Annotated in this window: 24 protein-coding genes and 1 pseudogene; 9 read left to right on the forward strand and 16 right to left on the reverse strand. The window is 41.9% G+C overall.

Annotated elements, in window-relative coordinates:
• Positions 1 to 93: 93 nt before the first annotated feature.
• Positions 94 to 1107: a molybdopterin-dependent oxidoreductase gene (locus tag MiSe_RS24225; protein WP_226585659.1), complete on the reverse strand. Its 1014-nt coding sequence runs from the start codon at positions 1105 to 1107 to the stop codon at positions 94 to 96.
• A gap of 363 nt (positions 1108 to 1470) precedes the next feature.
• Here MiSe_RS24225 and MiSe_RS24230 point away from each other — a divergent pair, with 363 nt between their 5' ends.
• Together MiSe_RS24230 and MiSe_RS51150 are read left to right on the forward strand one after the other, a co-directional pair.
• On the forward strand, positions 1471 to 2073 hold the full coding sequence (locus MiSe_RS24230; protein ID WP_226585661.1) for a Uma2 family endonuclease: 603 nt from the start codon (positions 1471 to 1473) through the stop codon (positions 2071 to 2073).
• A 3-nt stretch (positions 2074 to 2076) separates the two neighbouring features.
• The gene (locus MiSe_RS51150) at positions 2077 to 2199 is read left to right on the forward strand and encodes a hypothetical protein (RefSeq protein WP_264196679.1); all 123 of its coding nucleotides are present in this window, start codon (positions 2077 to 2079) and stop codon (positions 2197 to 2199) included.
• A 334-nt stretch (positions 2200 to 2533) separates the two neighbouring features.
• Here MiSe_RS51150 and MiSe_RS24235 read toward each other — a convergent pair whose 3' ends face one another.
• The 13 genes from MiSe_RS24235 to MiSe_RS24295 form a co-directional block, all read right to left on the reverse strand.
• Positions 2534 to 3352 (reverse strand): hypothetical protein, encoded by an 819-nt coding sequence (locus MiSe_RS24235; RefSeq protein WP_226585663.1) that lies wholly within the window; start codon positions 3350 to 3352, stop codon positions 2534 to 2536.
• Positions 3353 to 3445: 93 nt separating this feature from the next.
• Positions 3446 to 5110, reverse strand: a complete 1665-nt coding sequence (locus MiSe_RS24240; RefSeq protein WP_226585664.1) for a hypothetical protein — start codon at positions 5108 to 5110, stop codon at positions 3446 to 3448.
• A complete protein-coding gene (locus MiSe_RS24245) occupies positions 5110 to 6327 on the reverse strand; it encodes a hypothetical protein (protein WP_226585665.1) in 1218 nt (405 codons plus the stop codon). The genes MiSe_RS24240 and MiSe_RS24245 overlap by 1 nt, the downstream gene beginning before the upstream one ends.
• Positions 6324 to 7244: an AAA family ATPase gene (locus tag MiSe_RS24250; RefSeq protein ID WP_226585666.1), complete on the reverse strand. Its 921-nt coding sequence runs from the start codon at positions 7242 to 7244 to the stop codon at positions 6324 to 6326. Before MiSe_RS24250 ends, MiSe_RS24245 begins: the two co-directional genes overlap by 4 nt.
• Entirely contained in the window at positions 7229 to 8221 is a 993-nt protein-coding gene (locus MiSe_RS24255; RefSeq protein WP_226585667.1) for a hypothetical protein, read from the reverse strand. The genes MiSe_RS24250 and MiSe_RS24255 overlap by 16 nt, the downstream gene beginning before the upstream one ends.
• 126 nt (positions 8222 to 8347) lie before the next feature.
• Complete coding sequence (locus MiSe_RS24260; RefSeq protein WP_226585668.1) at positions 8348 to 9436, reverse strand: hypothetical protein; 1089 nt, start codon at positions 9434 to 9436, stop codon at positions 8348 to 8350.
• A gap of 3 nt (positions 9437 to 9439) precedes the next feature.
• Complete coding sequence (locus MiSe_RS24265) at positions 9440 to 10093, reverse strand: trypsin-like serine peptidase (RefSeq protein ID WP_226585669.1); 654 nt, start codon at positions 10091 to 10093, stop codon at positions 9440 to 9442.
• 45 nt (positions 10094 to 10138) lie between these two features.
• On the reverse strand, positions 10139 to 11869 hold the full coding sequence (locus tag MiSe_RS24270; RefSeq protein ID WP_226585670.1) for a hypothetical protein: 1731 nt from the start codon (positions 11867 to 11869) through the stop codon (positions 10139 to 10141).
• A 57-nt stretch (positions 11870 to 11926) separates the two neighbouring features.
• Positions 11927 to 13195 carry a CHAT domain-containing protein gene (locus MiSe_RS24275; protein ID WP_307731522.1) on the reverse strand — a complete coding sequence of 423 codons (1269 nt, stop codon included), beginning with the start codon at positions 13193 to 13195 and terminating at the stop codon, positions 11927 to 11929.
• Positions 13186 to 14832: a tetratricopeptide repeat protein gene (locus tag MiSe_RS24280; RefSeq protein WP_226585672.1), complete on the reverse strand. Its 1647-nt coding sequence runs from the start codon at positions 14830 to 14832 to the stop codon at positions 13186 to 13188. Before MiSe_RS24280 ends, MiSe_RS24275 begins: the two co-directional genes overlap by 10 nt.
• Entirely contained in the window at positions 14833 to 14976 is a 144-nt protein-coding gene (locus MiSe_RS24285; RefSeq protein WP_226585674.1) for a hypothetical protein, read from the reverse strand.
• The gene (locus MiSe_RS24290; RefSeq protein ID WP_226585676.1) at positions 14973 to 15137 is read right to left on the reverse strand and encodes a hypothetical protein; all 165 of its coding nucleotides are present in this window, start codon (positions 15135 to 15137) and stop codon (positions 14973 to 14975) included. Before MiSe_RS24290 ends, MiSe_RS24285 begins: the two co-directional genes overlap by 4 nt.
• The gene (locus tag MiSe_RS24295) at positions 15134 to 15580 is read right to left on the reverse strand and encodes a hypothetical protein (RefSeq protein WP_226585678.1); all 447 of its coding nucleotides are present in this window, start codon (positions 15578 to 15580) and stop codon (positions 15134 to 15136) included. Before MiSe_RS24295 ends, MiSe_RS24290 begins: the two co-directional genes overlap by 4 nt.
• 179 nt (positions 15581 to 15759) lie before the next feature.
• Here MiSe_RS24295 and MiSe_RS24300 point away from each other — a divergent pair.
• The 7 genes and pseudogenes from MiSe_RS24300 to MiSe_RS24330 form a co-directional block, all read left to right on the forward strand.
• Positions 15760 to 15915: pseudogene (locus tag MiSe_RS24300) on the forward strand (CHAT domain-containing protein); the annotation flags it as partial.
• A gap of 76 nt (positions 15916 to 15991) precedes the next feature.
• Entirely contained in the window at positions 15992 to 16543 is a 552-nt protein-coding gene (locus tag MiSe_RS24305) for a type III secretion system chaperone family protein (RefSeq protein WP_226585680.1), read from the forward strand.
• A gap of 240 nt (positions 16544 to 16783) precedes the next feature.
• Positions 16784 to 18196, forward strand: coding sequence for a sigma-70 RNA polymerase sigma factor region 4 domain-containing protein (locus MiSe_RS24310; protein ID WP_226585681.1), 1413 nt, complete (start codon positions 16784 to 16786; stop codon positions 18194 to 18196).
• Between the two features lie 2 nt (positions 18197 to 18198).
• On the forward strand, positions 18199 to 19386 hold the full coding sequence (locus tag MiSe_RS24315) for a DUF1822 family protein (RefSeq protein WP_226585682.1): 1188 nt from the start codon (positions 18199 to 18201) through the stop codon (positions 19384 to 19386).
• Between the two features lie 21 nt (positions 19387 to 19407).
• Entirely contained in the window at positions 19408 to 19665 is a 258-nt protein-coding gene (locus MiSe_RS24320) for a hypothetical protein (RefSeq protein ID WP_226585683.1), read from the forward strand.
• A 24-nt stretch (positions 19666 to 19689) separates the two neighbouring features.
• Entirely contained in the window at positions 19690 to 21780 is a 2091-nt protein-coding gene (locus MiSe_RS24325; RefSeq protein ID WP_226585684.1) for a CHASE2 domain-containing protein, read from the forward strand.
• A 25-nt stretch (positions 21781 to 21805) separates the two neighbouring features.
• On the forward strand, positions 21806 to 22540 hold the full coding sequence (locus tag MiSe_RS24330) for a DUF928 domain-containing protein (RefSeq protein WP_226585685.1): 735 nt from the start codon (positions 21806 to 21808) through the stop codon (positions 22538 to 22540).
• Between the two features lie 6 nt (positions 22541 to 22546).
• Here the strand turns inward: MiSe_RS24330 and MiSe_RS24335 are convergent, their stop codons facing one another.
• Complete coding sequence (locus MiSe_RS24335; protein WP_226585687.1) at positions 22547 to 24127, reverse strand: CHAT domain-containing protein; 1581 nt, start codon at positions 24125 to 24127, stop codon at positions 22547 to 22549.
• On the reverse strand, positions 24128 to 25378 hold the full coding sequence (locus tag MiSe_RS24340; RefSeq protein ID WP_226585689.1) for a tetratricopeptide repeat protein: 1251 nt from the start codon (positions 25376 to 25378) through the stop codon (positions 24128 to 24130). It lies immediately after the preceding gene.
• Positions 25379 to 25403: the final 25 nt, after the last annotated feature.

Genomic DNA, 25403 nt, shown 5'->3' on the forward strand with positions numbered 1-25403 from the left:
ACACAGTATAGGTACTTGTGTTCGCTTCGTTTATAGGAGATTGGCAGTTCTTCCGAAGTGCCCAATCTCTTGTTCAGCTACGCTTCACATCGTTCAAGGGCACAATTCATCACTGAAGAAGGCTCTCATCCCGACGCTCACCTGAGTACAGGTAGAGCGCGGGGCTTCCCGCCGAATAGCTAAATAGGAATTGAGCGTGCTGTTGCGACTTTGTTGTAGACCCAGGTCAACCCGCACGGCAGCTCTTGGGGCTGTGGCAAAGCGCCGGACTGCTTCATATACCTGGTGACTATCGACACCCGCTCGATGGATGTAGTCGTCGATGGGAACCTGCAACAGCACCTCACGCAGTTGCTCAAAACCGACTGTATGCTGCTGGAGAAACGATTGGTCTTCCCATCCCTGGCGGATAGCGATCGCTAGCATAGCCGAAAGCAGAAACGCATCGGTACCGGGACGCAACTGGAGATGAATATCAGCTAGCTGAGCCGTTTCAGTGCGGCGCGGGTCTATTACGATTAGGGTACGGTTGGAGTTTTGGGCGATTTGCTTTAAGGTGCGGCGAGCATTGCGAATTCCATGAGCTTGCCAGGGATTCGTACCGATGAACATGACGCAATCAGCATGTTCGACATCTTCACTGATGTGACAGTTCTGTTTGCCAAACAGCTGACCGTTAACCCAGAAGTCCCCAGTTTTTTCTTGGGCGAGGGCGGAGTAGTAGTAACGAATTCCCATTGCGTCGCGAAACGCACTGCTGTACATGGCTCCTAAATGATTGCCTTGTCCGCCACCGCCGTAGTAAGCCAGACAGTCGCTGCTGTGGGCGTCGCGCAGCTTGAGCAGGCTCTCAGCAATCTCTGCAATTGCTCTATCCCAGGAGACTGGTTCAAAGCTGCCATCGGCTTTGCGGCGCAGTGGAGTCCGCAGGCGGTCAGCGTGGTTTTGGTAGTAATCGAGTTGTGTTGCTTTTTGGCAGAGATATCCGGCGCTAACTGGGTGGCGTTGGTCGCCACGGATTTTTGCTAGATGACCATCTTTTACCTGAACGAGTAGACCGCAATTGCGCGAACATAAGATGCACGCTGTGGGTTGCCAGTTGTTCATTGCTTGAATCCCGGCTTGGGTTAATTAAGGTTAACTCAGTTGAATCCGCTTTGATAGGTTTTTTTTTCTATCTTTGTTATTGCCTCTATTAGGCTGTTTAAGGAGAGGCGCGGATGTCTATCGACTCAAACCCTTTGTTATTCACAGGCGCGTAAGCGCCTGTCTCGTTGCGTAAGTCCAGTTTTATGGGTTAGGCGAAGTCTATCAGGTAGGCAGTTATCCCGAAGAGGTGTTTTTGCAAAAATCCGCCTGCTCAGGCGGATTTTCAAGCTAAGTACAAACCACGTACAAGTATCGTTTAAAGCGTATAAACTCAAGGTAGCCTGTGCTTGCTCCACTCTTCAACAAAACGAGAGACAAACAATGACGACGCTATTAATTCAAACCGAAAGCGTCCCACTGACGGTTAATCTTCCTGCGCTCAAATCGATGACTGTTGAACAGTTCTATGAATTCTGTCTAGCCAATCGCGATTTGAGAATTGAGCGTACTGCCAGTGGGGAAGTTATTATTATGTCACCAGTCTTTTCAGATACAGGCAATCGCAACTTCAAGATTGCTGTACAACTGGGGAACTGGGCAGAACAAGATGGCACAGGTGAAACTTTTGACTCCAGTGCAGGCTTTACCCTGCCAAATGGAGCAATCCGCTCCCCCGATGCCTCATGGATTAAACTAGAACGCTGGAATGCCTTAACTGAAGAACAAAAAGCCTCATTTGCACCGATTTGTCCAGACTTCGTAATTGAATTACGGTCTTCTAGGGATACTCTCAGGGGATTGCAAGACAAGATGCAGGAATATATTGACAACGGTGCATTACTAGGCTTATTAATCGATCGCAAGAACAGAAAAGTCTACATCTATCGTCCCAATCGAGAACCTGAAATTTTGGATAATCCCGAAATAGTGAGCGGCGATCCAGTGCTACCAGGATTCGTCTTGCAGATGGCAAAAATTTGGTAAATTATGTGTACTCAGGTTATGAATGCGATCGCTGTTGTAGCGATCGATGCCGATGATGACTGCCACGTTGCGCTCGAAGTTGTTTTTGTTATATTACCACGCCATTGCTATAGCTCTACTGAATAATTTTTTATGCTGTTTGTCATTGTCTTGACAGTGGTTTTGACGCAGATATGGCACAGTCAGCTTTCCCAGCTTTATTGGGTAGTTATCATATAAAGCGATCGCAAAATCTTAATTCAATATTTCAGAGTCATCGGCTTGAGTTATTGTTTTTCTTTGATACCAAATCCGGGTTAACGACCCCTGTTATTCTTACAGACCGCGCAGGCGGTCTTTGTTTGTGTAGCCGCGACTTTAGTCGTTCGGCTTCCACGGGGGTAATGAAAGCGGATTTAGTATGAGATCTCAGTTCCTGGAGTTTTTCGGATACTGTATAGATGGTTAAGGCACTGTTGCTTCATTTCTTGGGTAGAGGGGGTGGTGATTTCTCTGGTGGAATGCTCTCCCGAACTGTATTTTCGATCGCATCCTTAGCCTCTTTACCCGTGAGGGGAGTACCGCGACCCCCTGCTGCTCGAACACTGGCTAATTCTTCAACGGGTAGGGCAAAAATGGCATCTAGGATGTGGGGACGGGTGTCGCACCAAAGCGCGATCGCATTGGAAATTGCTTCTACATCCTTTGGGAGTGTTGCCACCAATTTGGCAAAATCGGCACGGTCTTCTGCTGTGAATAATTCGGGTTGCTTTTGGGCGATATAGATAAAATCTAGGATAGTTTCTTCGTAAGGGGACAGTGCCATTTTTTCACTCCTATTAAGGTACAATCTCGAGTTGCTCTGAGAACCTGAAAGCAGGGGAGCAAGTTCTTGTAATAAACCGGATAAAGTTTGATGGAGCGGTTTAATCGGGTTTATCTGGTCTTTTAATAAACCTAGCAGTATTAGTAACACATTCTCTTGAGTATCGCTCCGGAATTGATTAACTAGCAAGCCAATAACTCTTTCTGCTCTCTCAGTTCGATTATCAACTTCCGGCAAATCATCGCACCACGGTTTTAGCGGCTCATTGGCATCAAAGAAATCTAATAGTCTGCCATGACTCTTAAATTGATCGCAATCTGACAAAGCTTCTCGCAGTCGGGGATAGATTTCAGACGGAGGTTCGCTGGCAACGGGTTCAGTAGCAATACTTTCTCCGACTGTAGCCTTTAGACGTTGCAGGCGATCGCCTCCTATCCCCAAATACTCTAGATCCGCTCGAATTTGCCCTTGCAATTTTTTGCTGACGTGCCGCAAAAACTATTGACAAAAGCTCAATTTAGTGAATGGGAAATTCTCTAGCTTTTCCAAGTAGGTTTTGTAATTGGTTTAGTTGATAGCGATCGTCTTTTCGTGTTCGACCAAATCATTTAGGTAGTTCGTATAATCCAGATCAATCTTCTGTAACTTAGCGTGCAAGTTTATTATATGCGATCGCCGATTTGGTGTTTCATTAATTTGACTAAAATTGCTTGTATACTGTTCTAAACTACCGTAAAGTTTCTTAGCTTGATTTACACACCAGCGCGACTGTTGATAGACATAGAGAATTTTATGGCGACACCACAGCAGATGAAACAAGATTTCAGCTACTCTATCCATGTGAGTTGGATTCATATCCTGGCATTTGAACCAAACCAGTATGTGAAGTTTTTGAGCTGAATCAGACTGGTTGTTTTCATACTCAAAAATCGGATTTCCTAATAAACTACCCGTCCCAACTAATTTAGTTATATCTGCTGCTTCTGGGAGTAATTGAGCAACACAAGCATCTGCTAAAGCTTGATAGTTATCTTCTTGTGTTTCTGATGGTTGACCAAATAGCAATAGTGTTTTTCCCAAAGAAGGCTGAATATTTTGTAATATAAGATTTTGAGGATTGAGATAACTTAATTGTGGGATATTCAAAGTATCTTGAGAAAACAAAGTTAAATCGATCGCATAAGTATCGTGCAAGCGAAAAGGACAGAGCAATCCCTGAAGTTCCAATCCGCCCGGTTGAGAAGGAACTTGGAAGTTTAGGCTGGGTTCGTGATTTTGTAATAAAGTTAAGTATTCGGCTCCCAAAGTATCTTCAGCTTCTGGAAAATAGCGATCGCCTTCATAACATATCAGTTTTTGTCGTAGATTTTGTAATTCCGGAATATGGAGGGCATTTCCCAAATCGACTAACTGTTCCCACAACCGAGGTGCTGCTGGTACGGTTGGCTGTAGTCCCTGATTGATGCTATTGCGAAGATGGAACGCATAGAGGGTAAGACTGGAATTACCTTGTCCAAAACTAGAAATATAAACTCGCTCTAAAAGTGGGACATTGACTCCATGAATCTCAATGTATCGCTTCGGCTTTGGCAATCTTCTGAATAATTCTTCAGCAATGATTTGGTCGCCACAAGTTAACCTTTCTATTCCACGAGCGTAAGTAATCAATAGTGGAGCGAATTTAGCCAGTGGTTCGGCAAAAGTTTCTACTAATGAGGATAGGCGAAATAATTCTTTATAGTTTTTATCTTGCAACCTAAAGTTAATTGCTTCTAATAGTTCGCGGCTAAGTCGCTCTGGTTTTGTATAAGCAAGTGCTGTCCAATACTGTCCCTGTGCTAAATTTTTTGTATGGGGATTGTCCCCAACAAACTGTTGTGTTACATAGCTGGTCAAAAAATCTGCCAATTCTTCTAATCTGGGCTTGTTTTGATTAAACTCCTCATTATCCTTGAGTTCTGTTAACAACAAATTGCGGACAGAAATATCCATCTCGTAAAGCTCATACCCTACCTCACGACATAAACGAGATAAAAGTATGCGAGCAACTGCTGTCCAAGGTGCTTTTGGTACGAAGCGCAGCCATATTTGGTAAAGTAAGTCGGGCGTGATTACCAGTGGAAATGCGGCATGACAAGCTAAGTCGAAATGCGCGCGATCGAATTGTTGCAGAAACCCTACAACTCGCTCGACAGCAATTTCATAATCTGTTGTACTCGCTTCACTCATCATTAATACACCGTCCCCTGATAAGGACGCTCCCAATAAACATAGCGTCCTCGCAAAGTATTAATAGCCGCATTCAATCCCTCGCGGCTCATTTCAAACATTGGTACGAAACGGGCAATTTCGCCAGCAGTAGTATCCTGCCAGCTATCGTTCGGCATGGGATTCAACCAGGCATAATAACGGACTGACTGTTCGAGCTGTTTTAAAAATTTTACCGTATACTCCACTCGTACTTCATTCAAATTTCCCCGTGCCGCTCCTGCATCGCTGACTATCAATACCCCTGTCCTGCTATCGATTGATTCTAAAATGCTTGTAACTAGCTGATATTTGAGCCGATTGGGGTCAGTATATAGATATTTTTCAGGATAGTTATAAAAGTAGTAAACGCCGATTTGTGTAAGATTTCCACCCTGCTGCGCTTTATCTATTAATTGACGGGACAAATGATGAAAAGGCACCATCGAACCGCCTTGGTCAACGAGTAACACGAGTTCGGCTCGGTTTTTATAGCTTGGCATCATCACGGGTTCTAATAAAACCCCTTGCTGACAAATTTTTTCTACCGTACCTTCCACATCCAATTCTGCTAGCGAACCTTCCCGCACTCGACGGCGGAGAAAACGCCAACTTTGCTTTATCTGTCGGGGGGTAACAGGCAAGTATTCATCAACGGAATTTTGGCGGTAGTAGCTCATTTCTAAGCTGTTATCCCAATTTTGCCGAATCGCTTGAATGACCTGTTCTGGTTCGTCTATGTCTAGGGGAATTTCAGCAGGCGAAGTGGGTTGAGATACAGTTTGTTCTGGTTCTTCTAATAAAGCTTCAGATGAGGATGGTTCTGATATTTCTGAAACGGGTGAAGGTGTGGAAGAAGTTGCAGATTTTTCAGGTTCCTTTGATGGGGTTTGAGGTTGAGATTGCTGAGATGTTTCTGGAAATGTTTGTGGCGATTCAGTAGGGGTGGATTGAGGAATTTTCACAGGTTGCTTTATGACTTCATCTAGCAGTCGTTTTAACAAACGAGCTTCTGTTTCAGATTTAGTCCACAGCGTACAGCAAAGTCGTTCTAGGGAGTTGCGATCGCCGATACCAAAACCAGCTTGGAGCGATCGCAGCGCCAACATATACTCTTCCACACCTAGAGGAAGACCCCACTTTCGCAACTCCTTAAAAAGACTCAGCAAAACATTCAGTAAACGCACTTCAGCGGGATTCATGTTTTCTCCTCCCCTGGCTTGCGTAAGTAGTTCCGATAATCTTTCCAAGACTTCAGCAAAGCGCCAGCAAAAGGCAGTTCTCCATTGAGTTTAGCTAAGGCTTGGTCTTCAGGATATTGGCGCAGGATAGTAAACCAATCAATTAACTCACTGGTACTCACCTTTTTACCTGTTCCGCTATAGTCTCTTTCCATATGTCCTCGGAGTATTTTAAAGCGGGAAACTGCTTTTTGGATGACTTCTGATGATGAATCGGGAAAGTGAGCCTGAAGAATCTTAACCAATTGTGATTCAGAAGGAAATTCAATATAGTGGAACAAGCAACGGCGTAAAAAGGCATCCGGTAAATCTTTTTCGTCGTTACTGGTGATAAAGATAATAGGCGGCTGCTTGGCCTTAATTTCCTCTCCTGTTTCCTGGATGATAAACCGTCCTTCATCTAATTCCTGTAGTAAGTCGTTGGGAAAGTCAATATCGGCTTTATCAATCTCATCAATTAGTAGCACGGTTCGTCGATCGTTTTGAAAAGCACGACCCAAAGGACCTGATTTAATGTACTCACCGATCTTTTTTACTTTAGAGCTTTGTTCGCCATCAAATCTTGCTAGTTGAGCATCGTGAAGGCGACCAACTGCATCGTAAGTGTAGAGTCCATCTTTTGCCCTAGTTGTAGACTTGATATACCAAGCTTCATAAGGTAAGCCTAACTCGCGAGCAACTGCCTCTGCTAGTCGAGTTTTACCGCATCCAGGTTCGCCTTTCAGCAATAGAGGACGTTTCTGTAAAAAGATAGTCAGGTTGACCGCTTCAATTAATTCTTCTGAAGGGTAGTAAGGCTGAATTCCATAAAGTTCCCGCTCTTCTGGAGACGGTTGCTTTGTACCCGTATAGACGCGAGGAATCACTGAATCAACCATTGTGCTAATCCTCCTTCCCAACTACAACCACAGTGATAACAAATCCTTTGATAAACAAGTTCTGGAACACCACCTTGAGACTCTTGCAGCAATGTTTCGGATGATAAACTTTCTGGTACGAATTCTGCCACTGTTGGTCGGTCCAACCATTCATCGATTTTCTTATGCAAAAATCTATTTGTGGGAGGCAAGTGCAGGGGAATTTTGGGGTATTCCTGCTGACCAGCTTGCCAAGCTAAAGGTATTCCTGATTTACAGACTTTTCCCTCACTATCAACTAGAAACATGACTAAATATGTCTCTTTTAAACTTACTTTCTCTACAAGAGGTTGCCAAAATTGTTCAATTAATTCAGGCAGAAACCCAATACAAGTACGGTGAACTTCAGTAAAGATAAAAATTAAGTGCTGAGTTTGCAAACATTCAAGAATTAAAGCCATCACTTGGTCTGGCGACAAGTAACTTACCTGGTTGAAACCCTTAAATGAAGCAGCAACTGCCTTCCATAAATCGGAAACATCACCCATACCAGCCAGTTTAATCTTGATGCGCCGACCGTTCCGCAACTCTGATAATTGAGAAAGCCGATGAACTAAAGTTTCTTGTCCAAACTTTTCCTCACCATGAATCAGAAATGCGGCTGCTCTCTTGAGCGATTGTTGTAATTTTAGAGCGTTTGTTACCTCTTCTTGCTGTTCTTCAAAGTCAATTTCGAGAATGGAGTTAAAGAGTCTTTGGTCACGCCGATATGTTTGGGAATACTGTACTTGAGGCTGATTGCTACATGACTGTATCTTAGAATATAAGTCATTCAGTCTGCTTTGACGATCGTCATCTTTATAACGGGATGCCAAAGCTTTCACAAAAATAGGTAATATCCAGCCATATCGTTGATGTTTACTTTCAAGTAAAAGCGGTAAATTGAGGTTAAATAAAGATGATGGACTAGCGTCTTTGCCTTTTAGTTTAAAAGTCAAAAAATGAAACTCTTCTCGCACTCTACAAAATGAACGGAGGCTGTCGTAACTCTCAAATTCGTCGCAGATCAAAAAGACCTCCTCGCATAGGTCGCACAGTTCATAAGGTAATCCTTCCACAGTCAATCAATCTCCAGACAGTTGATACTGTTCAAGCAAATACTTAGAATTTTTTACTGCGGCTCGATAATTGTTGGCTAACTGGCGCAATTCTCCCTCAGTTTTAACCTCCAATATTTCTTGAATATCAGCAGGTAATTCCTCATCAAGACCAAAGGATTCTTTTGTAACTTGCGGTAGTAATTTTTGATCTACCTCATCTTGATATGCTGCAATAATCTCTCTTATTTCTGGCAACAAATACTCTGAACGGTTGCGAGTTAATCGCTTGACTTGTTCCAGAGCAAACCGCCATTTACCTAGTAGTTTTTGACGCTGTTCGGCATTAGGTATGTCCGAGTCTAATATATCATCTTTGACAGTTTGCAATAAATCCCACCAAGGTTCATCGCGGAACATTTGTTCCTGCAATCGCTTAATTCCCAAAACTTGAATAACAGCATAAGAAAGGCAAGAAAGTGAACTTTCCGCCGTTTTATCTATTAAGCGTCCATTGTCATCAATTTGTAAAAATTTAGGTGGAGTCCAAACCTCATCACTATGAGAGCCAATAGCAACATAGTAACCCGTCTTTAAATCCGCTACGTTAAGATCGATTGTCAATGAAAAGATTTCATGTTGACTCCCTTCCTGCACCAAATAACTCAACAACTTGCCAACCACATTACTCACCTTGAGAGCCACAGCCCAATCAGGTCGTAAAGATAACTTGGCAACCAAATCTGCCTGTTCCATGTGAGTTATAAAATTCCGTATAGGTTGCTCTTGAAATACTGTGTACTTAATGTCAATCCGCAATGAATTAGCAGGACTGGCAGGCAACCAATCTGTTAAATTAGTACCGATACCCAAGCGGCAAGGAGTGTTTTTTTGGATCGTAGAAATTTTATGTAGACTTTGGGTGGGAGAGTTTTGCTTCAATGAGCTAGTAACTGAGGAACTTAAGGTCAATAAACCAGCTTTACCCAGCCAATTAGTTTGAAAGAATGCCTGGGTATCGTGCAGCTTGACCAAAAAGTAACTGTTTTCTCTTTCTAGGTTGAATAAAGGAATAGGTTGGTTTGGGTAAAAAAGCTGACTAGCACCTGTTGCCATAATTCACTCCTTGTCGGATTTTTGTGCTTTCATGATTTCTTCGTACAATTGAAGACGATTCTGTTTCAGATCGGATAATATATGACTTATTAGAGTAGCCTCCCGCAGAGCTTCATTTTTCTTTTCCCCATTATGCAGCGCTATTACCTGCCAGTTGTTGATTTTTAGCACGGGCGATCCAGAAGTTCCTTTATCAGTAGGAGCATTATAGAGAATGCAGTTAGTATCTGGAGCAATCTTTACAAAATATCCACTACTTCCCTGCTTAGGCTCACCTTTTGGATGTTGAATAACAAATAGTTGGGTTTGAACTGTAAGCGGAGCATTTTGATTCGTTTCTAAGTTCAAAAAGCCTCTTGACTCTAAAGAGGAATCTTCATCCTTTAATCGCAGCAAAGCATAGTCCAAATCTCGATTGTAATGTTCCAACTTTTTTACGCCATATTCAGTTCCTTGACCGGGTAATATATTGTCAAAAAATAGCAAGGTATTGGCAAGTTGTGCTTGAATATCGGACTCGCTAATCCAATCTTCTCTGTAACTTCTGGCTTCGATAACGTGCCAACAGGTAAAGGCTAATTCAGGAGTTACTAACCAAGCTGTACCTGTAGGAACTGTAGGAACTTTATCTATGCATCCATTAATAATTTTCGGCACGCTGATCCGGGCAACTGAAGCAGCACAAGTTAAGATTTTTTCATATTATGAAATAAAAACCATTGACTCACCTTGGGGATTAGCTTCTTGTGCCAAGCGATCTGTCGGTGAACTTTCAGAATGGGCAATATCAGGTTTCTTTGTAAAAGGTACAATTTTGGAGTTGTTATTAGAACCTGAAAGAACACTATTAAGTTCCTGTGCTAGTTTATCTAATATTTGATGACGACTATCTGCTGAGTCTATTCGATTTGCTAGTAGACGTACCAAGATAACTAGCGCATTTTCCTTAGTATCATCGCGATGTTTATCACATAGGTAGCCGATCGCCTCTTCAACCAGTTTAGATGGGCTGCCTTGCTGCCAATGGTTTCGCCAAGGGTTGAGTGGAGCGTTCCCCTTAAAGAATTTCCGCAATGTTCCAGCGTCGTCAAACTGGTCGCAATCTAACAACGCTTCATACAATCGATCGTAGATTTCAGGAGGAATCCCAGACATATTACTTTTTAAGGCATTATTCCCATGATAATGTCGCGTTTTTGGCAAAGCAAGTCCCGATTTACGCTCCGGCTCCCCAGACTGCTTAGCAGACGGAGGTTCGCTAGCAACGGGTTCAGTAGCAATACTTTCCTGAACTGTAGCTTTTAGACGTTGCAGGCGATCGCCCCCTATCCCCAAATACTCTCGATCCGCTCGAATTTGCCCTTGCAATTTTTTGCCGACGTACCGCAAAAACTCTTGACAAAAACTCAACTTAGTGCCTGGAAAATTCTCCAGCTTTTCCAAGTAAGTTTTGTAATTGATTTCGTTAATGGCGATCGTCTTTTCCTGTTCTGTCAAATCATCTAGGTAGTTAGCATAGTCCAGCTCCATTTGACGTAATTTGGCTAACAAGTCTATCAGATGCGATCGCCGATTTGGTGTTTCAGAAATTTGACGAAAATTGCTTGTATACTGTTCCAAACTACCGTAAAGTTTCTTAGCCCGATCGACACACCCGCGCGATTGTTGATAAACATAGAGAATTTTATGGCGACACCACAGCAGATGAAGGAGGATTTCAGATACTCTATCCATGTGATGGGGTTTCATCTCCTGACATTTGAGCCAGATTAGGATATGAAGTTTATTGCCGGGATTGGATAGTCTACTTTCATACTCAAAAATTGGATTGCCCAACAAACTTCCGGGATCGACTAAATCGATTGAATGTTTCCCTGGAAATAATTGGGCGACGCAAGCATCTGCTAAAACTCGCTCGCTATCTTCTTGTATTTCTAAAGATGGTTGACCAAACAGCAATAGTGTTTGTCCCAAAGAAGCCTGAATATTTTGTGATATCAGGTTGTTAGGGTTGAGATCGTTTAATTGCGGTAGGGTCGGAGTATCTTGAGAAAATAGGGTCAGATCGATCGCATAAGTATCGTGCAAGCGAAAAGGACAAAGCAATCCCTGAATTTCCAATCCGCCCGGTTGAGGAGGGACTTGGAAGTGTAGACTGGGTTCGTTATTTTGTAATAAGGTTAAGTATTCAGTTCCCAAAAAATCTTCGGCTTCTGGGAAATAGCGATCGCCTTCATAACATATCAGTTTTTGTCGTAGAGTTTGTAGTTCCGGAATGTTGAGTGTATTTCCCAAATCGACTAACTGTTCCCACAACCGGGGGGCTGCTGCTACGGTTGGCTGTAGTCCCTGATTGATGCTGTTGCGAAGATGGAACGCATAGAGGGTAAGGCTGGGGCTATGCAGTCCCATCGTCTGGGGAATTTCGCTCATGATTTGGGCAGCTTGGACTGGTCATATCGGGTTTGCGCTTCTATTGATATTGTTTCATTACTGCCCGATCGCACAAAACGCAGCCCAATGCCGAGGATTTTCAAATGGTTTGGCGTTATCATCTAACTGATGTAACCTGTGGCGTAGATTCATTTTCAGAGTGGCATCGAAAAATCTTTCATTTGTTTTCACCCAAGCTGCCAATTCTGTCTTGTTAATACCCAGTAACCAGCGCTGGGCTTCATTAAGCGCGATCGCAGCCGCCACTCCCTGCTGAAAAATTTGGTAGAACTTCACCATTAACAAGGCGGTGGACAAATCACCTACTGACCAGAGAGAGACAATTACACTTTTGACCCCAGCAGCTATCAAACAACGAGATAGCCCCACTACTCCATCTCCGGTGATTTTACCCTGTCCGGTACTGCAAGCACTCAGCACAACCAGTTCGGCGTTTAGTTTCATGTCGTAGATTTCGCCAGCAGTAAGAAAGCCATTATCTTCGTCGCTGGGAGCAAGAGCGATCGCTCCTGGTATGCCCAATTGTCGGATATCATCTAATAAACCGTGGGTTGCGATGTGTATCAATCGTGCTTTGGGAAGAAGTTGTGTAATATATGCTTTGGTTGCATCTGCACCCGTGATGGCTTGCGTGTTGAGAAGGGGAGCTATTGCATTTGCTTCAGTTTTTGCCCAGGCTAAATCCTGCAACTGCACAGGTGGTTCAGTTAAGGGAATTGTTGGCATTTTCGGATTTCCCACAACCAGCCCTTCTAGGGAAGTTTCTTGTTCTTTAGTATTTCGTTTTTGAGTTAGCTCTAGTACCTGAATGGAAGGTGCGGTAATAATAGTGTGTTTTTCGATCAGGAATTTACACTCATGGTCTTGCAGCGCCGGAAAAGGTGTTAAAAATAAGCTTTCTTGAGGAATAAAAACAACCGTAGAGTTGGGGTCAGGTGGTAAATACTTAGTGATAGGTTGAATTAGTATTTGATAAAGTTGTTGTAATTCTTTATTTTTTTTATTCTTGTCGATTAAGGAGTTAGATCTCGCAGATTCACTCGCCTTAGTTTCAGTTTCCTCTACACCTAAACTCCTACGGGCTTCAATAATTAATTTAGCTAGTGAAATATTGCTGATGTGTAAGCTTTCCAGGCTGATTTTATGAAATTTAATTTGTTTTTGAGGTTTAACAACCCAAATTAATAAATTAGATTCCTTTGTTTGCTTCCGCCCTTGAATAATAAATTCATCATAAATAATTGAATACTCAACTATAGTTAAGTTGTTTTTATTACAAATTTCGATAATTTGTTCTATTTGTATATAGCTAGATAAAAGGAGATGTTTTTTCCCTGTTTACTAGATATTTGCTTAAGTAATAAATCAACGAAAGCGCGAGTTCTACCCCTTTCTGCAATTTCTAAACCCTCTTCTTTTTTATTCTGGTTAATCAAAACTTCTTGCAATAGTCTATAAGTACGAGCGTGTTCTTCAAAGAGAGAAATTTTATCTGCATCTTCCAGGTTTATTCGGAAATTGTCCCATACTTCTACAGCGCTACGTAGAATACTTTCAACTTCTAACAGTTGATTTTTGTCAGGCAAAGTATTGGATTTTAGTAAAGCGGCTCCAATATTATTTAGGGCTGTTCCTTCTCCATCTGCTTCTCCTATCTCTCGTGCAATATTTAACTGTTTTTGAAAATTATTAATAGCCAGTTGATACTGACCCATAAAATAAAATACTGTTCCCAATCCAGCAATTGTATTTGCTTCTTTATGAATGTTCCCTAATAGTTTGCGAAGTGCCACTGATTGCTCATAATACTTAATAGCTTTATTATATTCACCTAAAGCACAATATGTATTACCTAAATTACCTAAAACATCAGCTTCACCTGAACGATTACCTATTTCTTTATGCAGTAGCGACATTTCATAATATTTGACAGCTTCTTCATATTCTGAAAGTGAATCAAATGCGTTACCTAAATTACCTAAAAATGCAGCTTCTCCATAGCGATCGCCTATCTCTCTGGCAATATCCAAAAATTTTGTAAAATAATCCACCGCTTTTTGATACTGCCCCAAAGTATAGAAAATATTACCTAAATTAGCTAGTGCTTGAGACTCACCTACCCGATTGTTTACCTCCGCCATAATTTTTTGGCATTCTTGGTTGTATGCGATCGCTTCCGGAAACTTTCCTAAAGCATCAAATACCAAACTTAAATTACCAAGACTATTAGCCTCTCCTTGGCGAGCGCCAATTTTCTGTTTGATGCATAAAGACTGTTGATGATAATCAATTGATTCTTGGTATTCTCCTAAAGAGTAATATACAACCCCCAAATTTCCTAAAGCAGAGGCTTCTCCTTCTAAATCGTTAAGTTCCCGTCTAATCAGCAGAGATTGTTGGTAATACTCAATGGCTTGCTGATATTCTCCTAGTGATTCAAAAACATTACCAAGGTTATTTAAGGCGCGACCTTCCCGATGGCGATTGCTGTACTTTTCAGCTATTGCTAACTCTTGTTTATATTTTTCAATTGCTAGCTCAAATTTTCCTAAAGAATAGTAGCTGTTACCTAAACCATTTAACGCATTAGATTTAAGTCCATCATTATCTATCTTTTGAGCAATAGCTAACTGTCGTTTGTGGTATTCAATAGCTTCTTGATATTTTCCCAAACTGAAATATGTAAAACCTAAATTCCCCAGAGTCGCTCCTTCTGCTTTGGAGTTATCAAGTTCTTGATACTTGACTATAGCTTGTTCCCATAAAAGAATTGCATCTTCAAATAAATTGGCTTTGTATTTTTCCATTCCTTGATTAAACAGTTGCCTTGCTTCTATTTCTTTCGTATAACTATTGGCAGCATTTTCAATAGCATCTTCCAATGCAGATGTGAGATTATTGAGATAATAAGCTACATCTTCACCTCCATTTTGTTCAAACAATTATGAATATTTTTTAATAAATTTGATAAAATCATAATCCAACAAATTTTTATGATTTTCTAAAATTTGCATTTCTTCTCCATCATCACAGTTTATTAGACAATCAATTAAACTTAAATAAGCTTCAAGACGTTCTTCGTTCATTGTTCCTCTCCTGCACAAAATGCCGCCCAATAAAAAGGCAATTTAAAAGGTTGATCATCATCCTCCAACTTATAAAGACGACGACGCAGACTCATCCTAACCGCTGGTTTCAATGGTAACTGATTTTTCTCAATCCATGTTTCCAAAGCCCCCTTGGTCAAATTCTTTCTCTGAGGATGATTCGGCGACCTTCTATAACAATTAGCTCTTGGGCTGTAAGGATGTAATGGACATTTCCGTTAGCTGCGACAAATTGGGAACCGTTGTAACTTCTGAGAGGTAAAATAATGCCTCCGATTCTACCATTTTTGTCAACTGCAACGTACATTAAGGGTCTACAATTTCTGCCGCAAATGTAAACCAAAAAGTTTCTGGTTTCGGCGAAAACGTAGCGAACCATGTTAGGGCAACTTATGGCTGGGATGAACTGTTGTGCTATCTGTTGGGGCAGGGAGATAGAGCCTGATGGGGACTGTTCAATGGTAGGATGAATGCGAGTAGGACTTATCCCAGGCTGTTGTGCTAGCACAGGGGTGGTGAAAAACAAAGATGCCCCAGCACCAGCTAAGGCGATCGCATGATAGGTTAATTTTAGAGAATTCATAGTCGCTACTCCTTACGATGAAAGCCTTTCAGCACTTCTACACCACTGTTTTGGAGACCAAATCTAGTCGGCGGGGAAGCTTTGCTGTTTATTTATCGGGATAGCGTGAGGAGAATATGCAGGTTTTTTGCGAGCAAGGTCAGCAATTTGGGGAATACTGTGGATAATTACAAGTTCATGCACCGACAGTATCCTTGATGACCGAATTCTATCGCCAGATGCAGAGGAGTCCTGGTAAAGCACAAGCACTGTGTCAGGCGATGCTTACCACCATCAAAACACACTCCAACCCCAAGGACTGGGCAGCTTTTACCCTCATTGGCGAAGCGAAATGAGAAAGGGGTTACATATTTCTCTAAACCTCTCCCGATATACAGACAGAAAGTAACGGGGTTAAGACAAGAGGTGATTATGGGAACGACTTTACCACAGATTGCACAGTATCTCGATGAACGTGCCTGGAAATACAAACTCGATGAAGAGAATGAGCGCATTATTACAGGCGTAAAAGCTGAAAACGTCGAAGATTTTTGGATTTTCATTAACTTAAAAGAGAACGGCGAGTATTTCCAGATGGTAGCGCCCGAACTACTGACGGGGATAAAAGACCACATATATAAAGGTGTGTTGTTTCAAACTCTACTAGCACTCTCTTGGGATACTAAGATGGTGCGGTGGGAGTATGACTTAGTGGATGGGGAAGTTCGCGCATCAATTGATTTTCCTTTGGAGGATGGTATACTGACGCAAAGACAGTTTGACAGATGTTTAGATAGTTTGATTCGCTTGGTGGATGAACTGGCTATGCCACGACTCAAAACAGTGTTGGAAATAGGCGAAGATCCGGGTGAAAAAGAGTTGGGGGAAAGATTATTGTTGAATCTACAAGAGATTTTACCAAATGGAGCGCTGGGTTTGTTGGAACAAGCGATCGCCGCCCGCAAGCAAAGAGGAATTAGTTGATGGTTAGATGGATTTACTTTTGGGTTAATACCAATCGTTGTGAGGATAAGAAAGGCGATGAAAATTGAACGAGAAAATGAGGAGAAAATGTTTTCGGCTTATCTCCAACTTAAATGGGCGAATAATCATCTCGTTGTTCCAGATGCTCCTTGGCGATCGCACCGATAATTACAACATAATGCTAGGATAATTATTCAGTTAACCCCGACAGCTAACGAGCGAAATTTGGCTGAATACTGGATGAATGAATCCCAAAAACAGCCTAATTCACTAGCTAGATTGCATTTAGCAGCTTATTTTGAAGAAAGTTGCTTTTGGGTTGCCCACAAATTAGCCCTAAAGCGAGCGGGTAAATCATCCTATTCCTATTTGTTTCAGGAATACTTTCAAATGGCGAGAGTCATAGCTGCTAAACCAGAAAATATTTTGCAAGGCTACGACTCTAGCCGTAGTAATAGCCTCAAAAGCATCAAAAACTGGAGTCAGTTAAAACTCACAACAGCTATCTCAGAAATCACAGGTGAAAAGACCTATTCTGATGCTGGATTGCTGAGACGGCAGACTGAAACTTCGATGGAACAAGCTTTGCAACAAGAGGGGATTAGTTCGCTGAATGAGGAATTATTACTAAGGGCTGGTGTTAATGAAACCCAACTAGCACGCTGTCTCCTAGCTTGGAAAAGCTTTTATAAAGTTTATACTCCTACTACACCTAGAGGCAGGAAGAAACTATTGTGGCCTAATGCCGAGCATCTGAACAACATTGCTGATGAATACAATCAGAAAGCAATACAGCATAAACTGACCCCGTCAATGACTGCTCAAAGCATTGATGGATTGCTGAAAACCTGCGTTAGAGCCTTACGAAATAGTAGCGAAATTCAGATATCTGAGCTAGACGAGTTTAGTTCGATTCCCGATCGAGAAACGATTTTTGAAACTGAGGCAGGAATTGAGGTGCTTGAGAATGCAGAGATCGGAGAATGCCTATCAAATGCCTTTACCGCCCTACCAAAAGAGGCTCAAATCATGTTGAGACTTTGGCATGGCTTAGGATTTAATCAGCGTGATGTTGGGGAGTTGTTTGGAATTGAACGGAATCAAATTGCTAACAAAATCAAAGCTTGGCGTAGCTCGTTATTACGGTATTTGATCAAATATTTGGGTCAGTCAATGACTGCTCAAGAAATTAATCAGAAGTCAAAAAAGATGGATTTGTGGTTGGAGGATTATTGCAGAGATCAGTTCGTATATTTTTTATCCAATACCCTTAATAACGAACTCAATGGCGATGTACAACTGGTACAAAAGTGCTATAACAAGGGTAAGTTTGATCTGAAGGCTGGAGCTAATTACCTAAAAATCCCCGAAACTGAAGTCAGTCAAAGACTTGAGAAACTTAAGGAACATCTGGGATATCGATTGACAGACTATGTGGGCAGTCAATTAACAGCAGAGGTGGATCAAATTCTGTATGAAGCCTTGAGTACGCTAAATTTAGCGAAAACATTGGCTGTAGATTTAGTCAATCAAAGACTAGCTGAGTTTATGACTTCAGTTGTTCGAGCTAAGGCTGAATTTTTAGATGAAGAAAATCAAGATATCGCTAAATTTGTTGAAGAATGGTTGACCAAAGACAAAGCGGGGGTATAGTCATGAAATTCAGTCTAACAGAATTAAACCTAATTTATTCAGATCAACTTTGTCTAGAATTTTCTAGCCAAGACCAGGATAAAGCATGGCCTTCTGAGAACGAATACTCTAATGATTCAGCTAGGTGGAATGCTTATCTAAATCAACTTTGCTTGAGTAAACTAATTCATTGGTTCCCAGAAAATACGGAAGCAGAAGTAAAAGTATTTCCCAGTGATAAAGCGTTACCAAATTTTTGGGAATTTGTCAATGGTACAGCCATAAATATTGGAGAAAAGAGAATTGTTTTGATTCCCAGTGAAGCTAATAATACAGAAGAGTTCTGCGTTACTCAAGAATGGGTAGATATTCCTAGTTGGGCAGCAGACTATTATTTAGCCGTACAAATTCACCCAGATGACGGTTGGTTGCGGGTGTGGGGATATGCTACTCATCAACAGTTAAAACAGCCGGAAAATTACGATAGGCTTGCTCGCACCTATTGTCTAGAAGGGCAGGATTTAATTGCTGATTTGGAAGTGTTATGGATAGCGTTGGAACTGGGCGCGGATGAAAAAGCCTTGGTAAAGTCTCTCCCTATTTTGTCAACGAAGGAAGCGGAAAAACTTGTGCAGCAACTTAGTCGTCCCTCTCCTTGTTCTCCTCGTTTAAAAATAAACTTTGAACAATGGGCTGCAATATTGTCAGAGCCTAAATCTAGGCAACAGTTGTACAATTTACGTAACAAAAAGGTTGTGAAATTAAGCAACTGGTTACAAAACAACTTTGTCAACACAGTTCAAGCTGGGTGGCAAACAATTGAAGCTTTATTAGCACCCGAACAACAGAAGTTAGCTTTGAGATACAGGAGTAGTTCTGTTACGGAAGAAAATACTGTAAGGCAGGCTAAACTAATCGATTTGGGCGTACAATTAGGAAATAAATCTCTTGTAATGCTGGTTGCTCTTACAGCCGATGCGGATGATAAAGTAGGTATCCGGGTACAAGTGCATCCGCCGGAAGGTGAAAAGCATTTACCATCCTATGTCAGACTAGCTTTACTTGAATCAGGAGAAATTCGCCAGGAAGTGCAATCGAGAAACCTAGATAACTTCATTCAACTCAAGCGGTTTAAAGGCATACCCGGAACATCATTTAGCGTTCAAGTAGCTCTCGGTGATGTTAGTCTGACGGAAGAGTTTGAAATTTAACTTTCTCTGCGAGGAATAGCAATGAGTGTGTTAGTTGTCTTAAATCTGGGGAATGGCGATCTGAATGTTGGTTTTCCGTCAGTAATTGCCCAGATATGGAGAACTAACACCTCTGTTGTGGGTCAATTTAAAGGCAGTTTACGTGCTGCACCAGAACTGCTTAAGACTTATGAGAAATGGAAGTTACTCTATGAAGGACTTTCTCAACGTTTGAGGAGTCGTTCGGCGCTGGAAATTGAAGAAGAGGGTGTAACTAATGTTTCTGACAAGGATTTTTAAAATTTATGTGAGCAATTAGAGAAATTGCTGAATAGTTGGTTAAAATCGGAAGAATTTCAGCAGATCGACCGCGAATTAGGCAGGGAATTAAATACAGGATCAAAAATTAGGTTTTTGATTCAAGTGGATGATGATTTAACGCAGCGGCTTCCCTGGCATTTGTGGAATTTTTTTAAAGATTACTCGAAGGCAGAAATAGCTTTAAGTAGCTCGGAGTATCGTGTCATTCCTCGGCAATATAGGAGTGAGGGTCAAATAAACATTTTGGCGATTTTGGGAAATAGTAAAGGAATTGATGTTCAAAAAGACAGAGAAATGCTGGAAAATTTACAGGGAGCAAAATCAGAATTTCTCGTGGAGCCGCAACGCAAGTCGTTAAATGACCATCTGTGGGAAAAAAGCTGGGATATCTTATTCTTTGCTGGGCATAGTCAAACTGAGGGTGAAACGGGTCGAATTGAGATCAACCAGACTGATAGTTTAACGATTCAAGAGTTAAAGTATGCGCTCCAAAAAGCAGTTAAGCGGGGTTTGAAACTGGCAATTTTTAACTCTTGTGATGGGTTGGGGTTAGCACGCGCTTTGGCAGATTTGCATATTCCCCAAATTATTGTCATGCGAGAGCCTGTACCGGATTTAGTGGCACAAGAATTTTTGAAGTATTTCTTGCAAGAATTTGCTGATGGTAAGCCTTTATATTTGGCAGTGAGAGCGGCACGGGAAAGACTACAAGGGTTAGAAGATGACTTTCCTGCTGCTAGTTGGTTGCCAATTATTTGTCAGCATCCTGCCTCTGTGCCTCCAACTTGGCAACAGTTGCGCGATGGGATAGAAAGCGATCGCACTATTCCACCAATCAATATAGAAAGCGACCCCCCAAAACCCCACCCAGTAACAAGAATTCTCACACATCCCGCCTTGGTTGCTAGTGTAGCAATTACAGCCTTAGTGCTGGGGGTGCGACAATTGGGATGGTTGCAACCACTGGAGTTAAAGGCTTATGACCGGATGATGAGACTGCGACCAGATGAAGGGCCAGACCGTCGCCTTTTGGTTATCACAATTGATGAAGCCGACCTGCAATATCAGGATCGGATGGGGATGGAAAAGCGGTGGTCGCTAGCTGATGCAGCACTTAATCAACTATTGAAGAAACTAGAAGTCTATCAACCACGAGTTATTGGTTTAGATATCTATCGGGATTTTCCTGTAAGACGCGAGCAGGTAGAGTTAGCAAAGCAGTTACGGCAGAATAATAACTTTATTGCTGTTTGCAAGCACAGCGACCCTGAAGCCAACGCTCCTGGTATTAGACCTCCTCATGAAGTTTCAGAAGAGCGTCTAGGTTTTAGCGATGTGGTAGTTGATGATGATGATGTTCTCCGCCGCCAACTTTTACATTTGACTCCAGACCCCGCATCTCCTTGTCGTACAAAATATGCCCTGAGTCTTCAGTTAGCTATGCACTATCTCGCCAAGCAAGGTATTCAGCCCCAAGTCACTCCAGAAGGTTATTTGCAATTTGGTAAAATCTCTTTTAAACCGTTGGAAACTCGCACAGGGGGTTACAAAAGAGTGGATGCTTGGGGTTATCAAGTACTGCTTAACTACCGCTCTTACCGCTCTCCTCAAAACATAGCTCCCCAAATCAGTCTCAGAGAATTTTTGACTAATGGAATTGACCCAAATGCTGTTAAAGATCGAATCGTTGTGATTGGTGTTACTACCACCAACGCTGGTGACTATTGGTCTACACCCTATGGTGCTAAACCTAACCAGAAAATACCCGGTGTAATCATTCAAGCACAGATGGTAAGTCAAATTATTAGTGCAGCTTTGGATAATAGGTCACTGATATGGGTATGGCCTTTGTGGGGCGAATCTCTATGGATATGGGGATGGTCACTGGTAGGAGGAATTGTAAGTTCGAGCCGTCTACTCCTCCGATATCAAGCACTGGGTGGGGGTGCGGCACTAGGGACATTACTCCTAATTTGCTGGTCCATTTTTACACAAGCTGGGTGGATACCGTTAGTACCAGCTGCACTAGCTTTAGTGGGAACAGGCGGTGTCATACTAGCTTACATGGCAGCACAAAACAAGCAACAATCATAAACAGCCGAATGGGGGAACGATCGCTATGAAGTGGCTATATCAGCAATCAGGAATTATCTTAACATTAGCGTTGATACTTGTAAGCTTAGCAGCTTTACACCCCACATTAGGATCGCAGTCCCCTAATTCCGAGAACACTATAGCTCAGACACCAGTACGCTTCGTTCCGCCACAATTACCAGACCGAGGGGCACCCAGCGGGCGGCGTAAAGGAGCAGCAAGCCGCAGCGGTTGTCCTATAATTAATACGGATAAGCCTCTGATTGCCTTAGTACCTGGCAATAACTTGGGGTTAACTGTATCTAACTACCCTACTTTTTGGTTTCATGTTCCTGCGCTGCCAGAAAACGCACGCTCTGCGGAATTTATATTGCAGGATAGTAGCGAGAGCGATATATATAAAACCAGTTTTACTCTTCCTGAAACATCGGGTATTATTAAGGTTAGTCTGCCTTCAATCCAACCAATATCTCTAAAAATTGGCGAAAGGTATCGTTGGTACTTCAAAATTTATTGCCTACCTAAGAATACATATTTGTATTTTTTTGTTGAAGGGCAAATAGAACGGGTTCCAGAAAATGCTTACGCTGCTAATAGTATTTGGTACGATTTACTGACCAATTTAGCCGCTCGGCGTCGGACTGCTCCTGAGAATGCTAATTTAAGGGAGGACTGGACTAATTTATTGAAAGAGGTTGGCTTAGAAAAGCTTGTCGAAGAGCCATTGTTGTCCTGTTGTACACCTGACAACTCACAATAGATACTACTAAAGCCAGTTTCCCACCAAAGTGTAAGGTGCCCAGAAATAAGGTCGTTTTTCCTTTGCTAAAAGAGATATCTGTGCCCTTTGAAGTGCTTCAGCTTTAGTGACATTTGGCTTGGTTAACTGTTGGTAGAATTGACTCATAAAAAAGGTAGTAAAAGGATCGTCCACCGGCCATAAAGTTGCCAAGGTACTGCGCGCCCCTGCACGGACAGCCACTCCTGCTAGTCCCAAAACTGCTCGATTATCTCCCTCAGCAGTTTGGCAAGCACTAAGTACGAGTAATTCGATATTTCGACGTCCGCTTTGGTTGCTAATCCGGACTAAGTTATCTAAATCCCTAACTTTGAGAAGTCTATCCCAGAGGAGAATAAAAGTTTCTTCTGGGTTAGAACTAAATTGCCCATGCGTAGCCAAGTGAACTATAGAGAAAGTAGCTTCGTTGAGTTTATTTTGGAATTCTGAGTTCGTAAATTTTTGATTTACAAGTTCATCACTACTAGATACTGATGACTGAACCCCTTTTAACTCTGACTCGACGTTTTCCAGTTTACTAAATTCCTTTCCTTCAATTTCAAGTTCTTCACTAATTCCAGCCGTCAAAGCATTTAACTTAATTTGTGCTAAAGACCGAGGGGTTAATAGCTGCAACCCAGGAGTAAGTGCTACTGCATATTTTTCAATGAGATACTGTTTCCCATTATAGAGAACAGCCATTGGAATATTTCGTAACAAGCCATCCAGCACAAATACTAAGGTTTTTACGTTACTTTTCGCGAGTTCTGCTTCGGCAGGTTGAATTAACCATTGGTAAACTTGTTGCGATAAATTACGAACATCTTTAGCTCGATCAACTTGTGGGAGTGCTTGCTGCAATTCTCGCAGAATGCTTTCGGCTTTTTCTTGACTAACAAAAGTGGTATAGTGCTGTAGTGGTTTATCTTTGCCAGGTAACTTAACAATTATCTCTAAACGGTTTTTCAAAAAAATGGCATAAAAAACAGCTGTTAAAGGTTGTGATGAGTCAACTAATAAATCGATTTGTTGTGGTTTTGCATTTACGCAAGCTTCACGGAAAAAGTTATCTAATTCAGCTAACTGGAGTGCTTCAATTGTCTCACGAGCTTGCTTGAGGTTAATTTGACTAGGTTCCTCACCTTGTAGTAGTAGATCGACTAACTCACGGTAAACGGGTTCCACACCATCCCTAAAATTAAATTGGACTTCTGGATTAATGCTAACTAAATCTCCTCGTAATGACTGAAGGTTTTTAAAGGCTGAAGTGTAAGCAGCGATCGCACCATTTGGGTCTCCCTCAGTTCTACGGAGGCGTCCTAACTGCCATTGCCAGCGATAGGCAATGTCAGGGGCTTTAATTGACGAAGTTAGGCTCAAAGCTTGTCTTGTGAATTCTTCAGCTTTAGGCAAATCTCCTCTCTGTTGGTATACCGCACCGCGATATCCAAGAGCATAAGCAGAAGCGCGTCGATCTTTTAAATTTTGAGCCTGTTCAAAGGCATCAATTAAAATTTTATCTAAAATTTCATCAATTTTTGACCTTGAAGGAGTATTTGATAGCGGCAATTATTTGGTTTTTTGGACTTGTTTATGCAATGAATTACACTGCTGAATAATGGGAGATGACGATTCTGTAGTTTCGTTTTCAACTGCTTGCTGTTGTAGGCAAATTAGACTTTGAGCCAAGTTGATTCGCGCATAGATAGCTTCTCTACTAGCAGGTAATTTAGTAAGTTCGGATTCGATTTGAGGCCACAAAGCTTGTGCTTCAGATAACTGCTCTCTGTTCTCAATTCGCCAACTCAGTTCATTCAGCTGTGCTTGAACTTTAATTATAGGAAAGGTAGAGGTAGCTGCCCGTTTATAATGTGTTAATGCCTGCTCGGTATTTCGCTGGGCGCGGGCAGTATTTCCTAAACTTATATGTGCTTCATTCTCATCAATAGGAGATGGCAATCTTTGTGCTACCTCTAAACTTAGCTGTAATACTTTTTGAGAGCGGTCTAAATTACCAGATACGCGCAGAAAATCACCTAGTAAACGTAACCCTGTTGCTTTTATAGGTGAATCTGGTAAGGCTTCAAAAGTGGAGAGTAAAGAATCTGGTTTTTCTGGGGTGGATTTGGTAGCTTTAGACAAGGTTTCGCAGGCTATATTTTCAACCGCTAAAGCTTGTATTAAAGTTTTGCAAGAACGAGGGTAAAGACCTAAGTCTTGTTGAGCTTGGGCAAGGTTGAGTAAGCTTTGCGCCATTCTGCCTTCGTCGTTAACTTGCTCATAAGTGTTAGCAGCTTGTTGCCAAGTTTCTAGGGCTGTTTCTGTCTGTCCGGTTGTTAGTTGTAATTGTCCTTGAATATCGAGGGATTGAGCAAGGATTCTTAATTTTTCTGGTGTCGTTTGTTGTGTTTGCAGGAGGTTAAGGCTTTGGGCGATCGCTTGCTCTGCTTTATCCCATTCTGCTAGTTGCTGATATGTTAAAGATAAATTGCTTAATGCCATTGCCTGGTTCAACACATCGCCTGCTGCGGCAAAAGTAGAAGCTGCCTGCTGCCAAATACGCGCTGCTTCGGCAAAGTTTTTTGTTTCGTAGCTGCGTTTAGCCTGTTGTACCAGTTGTAATCCCGATGGCTGAGTTTCGACTATTGGTATTTGTGCAGAAACTTGGGCAACAACAGATGGTAAACCAAGTGAAAGAACAAATAATAATGCTGCTATAATTAGCGATCGCCGTCTGTATAATCTTTTGACAGCCTTCAGCCAACCTGTTGGTTTATTATTTTTTAATTTCCTATCAAGGTCAGGGTGATTATTTTTCACTTGCTCTTCCTCCTGTTAAAAAAAA

The organism is Microseira wollei NIES-4236 (genome assembly GCF_020521235.1).
GTDB lineage: Bacteria > Cyanobacteriota > Cyanobacteriia > Cyanobacteriales > Aerosakkonemataceae > Microseira > Microseira wollei.